The following is a 6,442-nucleotide window of genomic DNA, read 5'->3' as shown; positions in this document are numbered from 1 at the left end:
GCGACGGGCACCGCACCCAGCATCCCCGCCAGGGCGGCCACCTCCACCCCGGCCACGGGGAACGCCTCGACGTCGCCCAGGTCGACCACCCGGTCACCGGCCGCAACCTGCGGTGCTGCCCCGGGACGCCCGCCCCGACCCGAGTCCGCCCACACCACCGCCGGCGAGGAGAGCGACGCCGGCGAGGTGGGCGAGGTGGGCCCGAAGGTGGACGGCGGGAACGCGACCGGCACGGACGCGGACCTTGCAGGCAGGCCGTCGTCGGCCACGCCACCGGCACGGACCAGCTCGAGCACCGCCCCCACCACCCTCATCCTTCGCCGCCTCTCGAGCCTGTCCGATATAGAACAAATGTACGACCGACCACTGACACGCGCCCCTGACCTGCAACGACGACCCGCCCACCGAGGTCGTCCGCGCACGGCAACCTGTCGCACCACCCCAGTTCCGCACCGCGACGTCGACCGCCGGTACATCGCCCGCACGACACCGCGTCCGCACCGCACCGCGCTCCTCTAGGGTGTCCCGCAGACATCTCCGTCGAATCGATCCGACCCCGGGACATCCTCATGAACTACCAGGACCCTGCCCTTCCCGTCGCGGACCGCGTCGCCGACCTGATCGGGCGCATGACGCTCGAGGAGAAGGTCGGCCAGATGATGCAGCTCAACGCGCAGGGCGGCGTCGAGGACCTGGTGCTGAACCTGCACGTGGGGTCGATCCTGCACACGTCCCCGGAGCGCGTGCGCCAGGCCCACGAGCTCACGGCGCAGACGCGGCTGCGGATCCCGCTGCTCATCGCGGACGACTGCATCCACGGGCACTCGTTCTGGGAGGGCGCGACGATCTTCCCGACGCAGCTGGCCATGGCGGCCAGCTGGGACGCCGACCTGCTGGAGCGCGTGGCGCGGGCGACCGCCGTCGAGGTGGCCGCGACCGGCATCCACTGGACGTTCTCCCCGGTGCTCTGCATCGCCCGGGACCTGCGCTGGGGCCGCGTGAGCGAGACCTTCGGGGAGGACCCGTTCCTCATCGGCGAGCTGTCGTCGGCGATGGTCCGCGGCTACCAGGGCGACGGCCTCTCCGACCCCACCGCGATCCTGGCCACCGCCAAGCACTTCGCCGGCTACTCCGAGACCCAGGGCGGCCGGGACGCCACCGAGGCGGACCTCAGCCGCCGCAAGCTCCGCTCGTGGTTCCTGCCCCCGTTCGAGCGCGTGGCGCGCGAGGGGTGCCGGACGTTCATGCTCGGCTACCAGTCGATGGACGGCGTGCCGATCACCATCAACCACTGGCTCCTGAACGAGGTCCTCCGCGCCGAGTGGGGCTACGAGGGGACCCTGGTCACCGACTGGGACAACGTGGGCCGCATGGTCTGGGAGCAGCACATCCAGCCGGACTACGCGCACGCGTCGGCCGCGGCGGTGCGGGCGGGCAACGACATGGTGATGACGACGCCGGGCTTCTTCGAGGGCGCCCAGGAGGCGGTCCGGGACGGGCTTCTCGACGAGGCCGCCCTCGACGCGGCCGTCGGCCGGATCCTCACGCTCAAGTTCGAGCTGGGCCTGTTCGAGGACCCGCGCCACCCCAGCGTGGAGCGTCAGGCCGAGGTCATCGGGTCCGCGGAGCATGCCGGGCTCAACCTCGAGGTGGCCCGCCGGTCGCTCGTCCTGCTCACCAACGACGGGACGCTCCCGCTCTCCGAGGCGACGACGACGACGACGACGGCGAGGACCATCGCCGTCGTCGGCCCCAACGCCGACGACCAGCACACCCAGCTCGGCGACTGGGCGGGTGCGTCCGGCCAGGCCGACTGGATGCCCGACGGTCACCCGCGAGAGATGACGCAGACCGTCCTCGACGGCTTCCGCAACCACGTGCCGGCCGGCTGGACGGTCACGCACGCGCGCGGCGCCGACATCCTCACGCCCGGCATCGACCCGGAGGGCGAGTTCTTCCCCGACGGCCAGCCCCGCCCCCACGTGGTCATCCCGGTCGAGCCCGACGAGGCACTGATCGCGGAGGCGGTGGCCGCGGCGGAGGCGGCCGACGTCGTCGTCGCGGTGGTCGGCGACCGCATCGAGCTGGTGGGTGAGGGCCGGTCCACGGCCACGCTCGAGCTCGTCGGCGGGCAGATCGCCCTGCTCGACGCCCTGGCCGGCACGGGCACGCCGCTCGTCGTCGTCGTGGTGGCCAGCAAGCCGCTCGTCCTCCCGCGCAGCGCAACCCAGGCGGCCGCGATCATCTGGGCCGCGAACCCGGGCATGCTCGGCGGGCAGGCGATCGCGGAGCTGGTGCTCGGGCGGATCGAGCCGCAGGGGCGCCTGCCGATCTCGTTCGCCGAGCACGTCGGCCAGCTGCCCGTGTTCTACAACCAGCTGCCCGGCCAGCACGGCACCCGGTACGCCGACCTCACGCAACGCGTGCCGTTCGCGTTCGGCGAGGGGCTCAGCTACACGACCGTCGAGTACGCGGACCTCCAGGTGGTCCAGCCCGTGCTGGGCAGCGACGACACGGTGCGCGCGCACGTGACCCTGCACAACACCGGCGACCGGCCGTCGCGGGAGACCGTGCAGGTCTACGTGCGGGACACGGTCACGTCGGTGACCTGGGCCATCAAGGAGCTCAAGACCTTCCGGCAGGTCGACGTCGCACCCGGCGAGCGGGTGGTCGTGGACCTGTCGCTGCCGGTCGCGGACTGCACGCTGGTCGACGCCGGCGGGAACCGAATCGTCGAGCCAGGCCAGTTCGAGCTGCTGGTCGGCCCGTCGTCGCGCGACGAGGCTCTCCTGCGCGCAGGGTTCCTGGTCACGGCCTGACCGATGGACCGCCGTGTCGCAGCCGTGCTCGTCGTCGCCGTGTGCGCGGCGTGCGCAGGGCCGGTGCAGGGGGTGCAGGGCCGGCTGGTCGGGATCGACGACACCGGCCTGTCCGACCACGCGATCGAGGAGGGCTGGGTCGCCGCGCTGCCGGGGGTGACGGCGGCGGACCTGTGGCCGGACCTCCCGGACGGCGAGCTCCGCTACGCGGCCGGACGGCTGGAGGCGGGCGACGTGACCGCGGCGGGCGGCGTCGTCGCGCCCGTCGGGGGCGGCGGCCGGTTCAGCCTCGACGTGCCCGCCGGTCCGACGCTGGTCTGCTGGGCGCGGGGCACGGTCGACGAGCTGAGCACCAGCGGGTGCGGCGAGCTCGACCTGCCGGAGGACGGACGCGTGCGCGCGACGTTCGGCGAGGGTGGCTTCTCGGTGTCGGTCGTCGACTGAGGTCCCCGCTGGCCCTCGACCGCGATCCGGCACAGCATGGGGGCCGTGAAGACCTTCACCCTGCCCGGCACGGACATCGTCGTCCCCAACGTGGTGCTCGGGCTCATGCGCATCACCGAGAAGTCCGACGACGAGATCCGCACGCTCGTCGCCGCCGGCCGCGACGCCGGGATCACGATGATCGACCACGCCGACATCTACGGCGGGGCGATGCACGTGTGCGAGCGCCGGTTCGCCGAGGCGATGCGGCTGACGCCTGCCGACCGCGCGGAGCTCGTCATCCAGTCCAAGTGCGGGATCGTGCCGCCGGACGGGTTCGACTTCTCCTACGAGCACATCATCGAGTCGGTGAACGGCTCTCTCGACGCCCTGGGCACCGACTACCTCGACATCCTGCTGCTGCACCGTCCCGACGCGCTGGTCGAGCCGGAGGAGGTGGCGCGCGCGTTCGACGAGCTGGAGGACGCGGGCAAGGTGCGCGCGTTCGGCGTCTCCAACCAGACGCCCGGGCAGATCGCGCTGCTCAAGAAGTACGTGCGGCAGCCGATCGTGGCCAACCAGCTGCAGCTGTCGATCACCCACTCGTCGATCATCGCGCGGGGGGTCGCGGCGAACATGCAGGCGGAGGACCAGTCGATCGACCGCGACGGCGGCATCCTCGACTACTGCCGGCTGCACGACATCACCATCCAGGCGTGGTCCCCGTTCCAGGCCGGGTTCTTCACCGGGGTGTTCCTCGGCTCGCCGGACTACCCCGAGCTCAACGCGGTGATCGATCGGCTGGCCGACTCGTACGGCGTCCCGCCCATCGCGATCGCGACCGCCTGGATCACCCGGCACCCGGCGCAGATGCAGGTGGTGCTCGGGACCACCAGCCCGGACCGCGTGACCGGTGCGGCGCAGGGGTCGGACCTCCCCCTGACCCGGCCGGAGTGGTACGAGCTGTTCCGGACGGCGGGCTACATCGTCCCGTAGGCGATCCCCACGAGAGCCCACTCCCGCACCGGCAGCGCCCGCGTCGCGGCGCAGGTGGACAGCAGGGGTTCCGACGAGGTCTCGACGAGCGTGACGGTCAGCGGACCGTCCGCCGTGCCGAGGCGCACGGACCAGCCGTGGTCGGTGCGTTCCTCGTGCAGCGGAGGGTACGCGTCGAGGCCGTCGTCACCGAGCCGCTCGCGCGCGAAGTGCTGCGCAGCCTGGACCGGGTGCGTGTAGGCGCTGCGACCGCGCAGGAACCGCGGCACCACGCGTCCGTCGAGGTAGGCGTCGGCCACCCCGACCGCGTCGCCGTCGTCGACCCAGCCGTAGTAGAGGCCGTGCGGGAGCAGGACCATGGTGCCCGCGAACCGGTCCCCGCCCAGGTGCGAGCACTCCCAGGTCTCCTCCGGGTGGGCCGACGCCAGCCGGGCCGCGACCGCCCGACCGCGCACCGCGCAGCACTGGTCGTGGCGGCCGTGGGCGCAGACGGCGAACACCGGGCGGTCCGACGGCGCCCCTGCCGAGCCGTCGAGCGGCACGTCGAGCAGGTCGCGAGGCGCATCCACGCGGCCCCAGCGCACGGACTCCCTCCCCGGCCGGGAGTCGACGAGCGCCCACCGGGTGCCGTCCTGCGCCGACCGTCTGCCGGGCCGGCGGATGGCGAGCGGCCGGATGCCCGCGCCCTCGATCCGGTGCACCAGCGCGCGCCCGAGGTCGTGGTCGAACGGCGGGTCGAGCAGCGCGTGCCGGCCCCATCCCGCCTGGTTCTCGACCAGGAACCACCGGTCTCCGTGCGAGCCCGTGGCCACCAGGGGGTCCTGGCGTGCGCGGGCGCCGTCGCTGCAGGGCACCCAGCCCTCGGTCACTCCGACGTCACCACCACGCCCTCGCGCAGCAGGCGCCGGACGACGACGAGCGCGCTGGCCAGGTCGAGCCCGGGCAGGTCGCCGACGGCCACCGGGCCCCCCGCCCGCAGCAGGCGCAGCGCCGGCTCGGCCTCCGCGGGCAGGGAGAGCACCGTGCCCCGGGCGGTCAGCCGGACGCGGTCGTCGGCGGTGGTGAGGATGCCCCCGTAGAAGTCGCGCCACCGGACGCGGGTGTGCTCCGACAGGGCGGTGATCGCGCCCAGCGTGGCCAGCGGGGCGACCGGCTCCGGGCGGGTGTCCCGGCCGAACCGTGCACCGAGCCGCCGGGCCGAGAGCGTCGCGGGGTCCGCGGCTCCCGTGAGGGCCGCGACCAGCGCCTCGACCGTCTCGGTCACGATCGGCCGCAGCTGGTCCGGGTCGGACACGTCGATCCCGAGCGGCAGCGACGCCCGCAGCGCCTCGGTCTCCCCCACCAGGCTCAGCAGCGTGTCCACCACGTCGGCGCGCGTGTACGCCGCCATGCCGACGGTGAGGTGGATCGACGTGTCGCCGAGCGCGGTCGCGGAGTGGATCCAGCCGCGCGGCAGGTAGAGGGCGTCGCCGGGCCGCAGCACCCGGTCGATCACGGGCTCCCCGCGGCCGGCGTCGGCGACCGCGGCGCGGTGCTCGGTCCACACCTGGTCCTTGAGCGGGTCCGGGTGCACGGGCGCGTGGATGACCCAGTGCTTCTCCCCGGACACCTGCAGGACGAACACGTCGTGGGTGTCGTAGTGCGGCGAGAACCCCTGCGACGACGGCGGCGTGACGTACGCGTTGACCTGCGCGGGGTGCCCGAGCTCCTCGACCAGCCGGCGGGCGAAGTCCACCAGCGGCGGCCAGACCCGGTGCAGCCCCTGGAGGACGATCGTCGCGCCCGCGGCGAACTCGGCCAGCACCTTCTCGCTCGACACCTGGTCGGACACCTCGGCACCGAACCCGCCGGATGCGGTGAACCGTTCGGGCGACAGGACGCTGCCCTCGTGCGCGAGGCGGATGAACGGGGTCCGCAGGCCACGCCGGCCGACCAGCTCGTCGACGGCGGCGGGGGAGAACAGGTCCGCGAAGTCGTCGTGCGCCGTGGCGAGCCGGGGTGCGCGGCCCCAGTGCTCGCGGGCGAACCGCTCCGCGGGGATGTCGATGCAGCGCGAGAGCGCGGACCGGAGGACCGGTCCGCGCTCCGTCAGCTCGTCCTGCGGCACTACGCCGAGCCGTCCGCCCCGCCGTCGTGCCCGCCGGGGTTGGCGCCGCCGTCGGCCACGCCTTCGACCTGCTTGCCGAAGTCCGGGCCGAATGCAT

General features: G+C 73.6%; 5 protein-coding genes and 1 pseudogene. 3 read left to right on the top strand and 3 right to left on the bottom strand.

The window, feature by feature from the left end:
- Nucleotides 1-314 (bottom strand): annotated as a pseudogene (locus tag RYN42_RS19195) (hypothetical protein); the annotation flags it as partial.
- Nucleotides 315-569: 255 nt separating this feature from the next.
- Between RYN42_RS19195 and RYN42_RS19190 the strand changes: the two are divergent.
- The 3 genes from RYN42_RS19190 to RYN42_RS19180 are packed head-to-tail and all read left to right on the top strand — an operon-like array spanning nt 570 to nt 4,238.
- Nucleotides 570-2,819, top strand: a complete 2,250-nt coding sequence (locus RYN42_RS19190; protein WP_315098913.1) for a glycoside hydrolase family 3 N-terminal domain-containing protein — start codon at nt 570-572, stop codon at nt 2,817-2,819.
- A gap of 3 nt (nt 2,820-2,822) precedes the next feature.
- Nucleotides 2,823-3,263 (top strand): hypothetical protein, encoded by a 441-nt coding sequence (locus RYN42_RS19185; RefSeq protein WP_315098910.1) that lies wholly within the window; start codon nt 2,823-2,825, stop codon nt 3,261-3,263.
- A 45-nt stretch (nt 3,264-3,308) separates the two neighbouring features.
- A complete protein-coding gene (locus RYN42_RS19180) occupies nt 3,309-4,238 on the top strand; it encodes an aldo/keto reductase (protein ID WP_315098907.1) in 930 nt (309 codons plus the stop codon).
- On the opposite strand, the gene RYN42_RS19175 is transcribed toward RYN42_RS19180, so the two are convergent.
- Both RYN42_RS19175 and RYN42_RS19170 read right to left on the bottom strand, forming a co-directional pair.
- Complete coding sequence (locus RYN42_RS19175) at nt 4,223-5,092, bottom strand: sucrase ferredoxin (RefSeq protein WP_315098904.1); 870 nt, start codon at nt 5,090-5,092, stop codon at nt 4,223-4,225. The genes RYN42_RS19180 and RYN42_RS19175 overlap by 16 nt on opposite strands.
- An 11-nt stretch (nt 5,093-5,103) precedes the next feature.
- Entirely contained in the window at nt 5,104-6,345 is a 1,242-nt protein-coding gene (locus tag RYN42_RS19170) for a JmjC domain-containing protein (protein WP_315098901.1), read from the bottom strand.
- Between the last annotated feature and the right edge of the window lie 97 nt (nt 6,346-6,442).

It is taken from the genome of uncultured Cellulomonas sp., assembly GCF_963527515.1.
Lineage (GTDB): Bacteria > Actinomycetota > Actinomycetes > Actinomycetales > Cellulomonadaceae > Cellulomonas.
The sequence above is the reverse complement of the archived record's forward strand: the minus strand, read 5'-3'. Positions and strand labels throughout refer to the sequence as shown.

Coding starts and splice junctions, on each gene's coding strand:
- RYN42_RS19190 (WP_315098913.1), top strand. CDS start 570: ATGAACTACCAGGACCCTGCCCTTCCCGTCGCGGACCGCGTCGCCGAC.
- RYN42_RS19185 (WP_315098910.1), top strand. CDS start 2,823: ATGGACCGCCGTGTCGCAGCCGTGCTCGTCGTCGCCGTGTGCGCGGCG.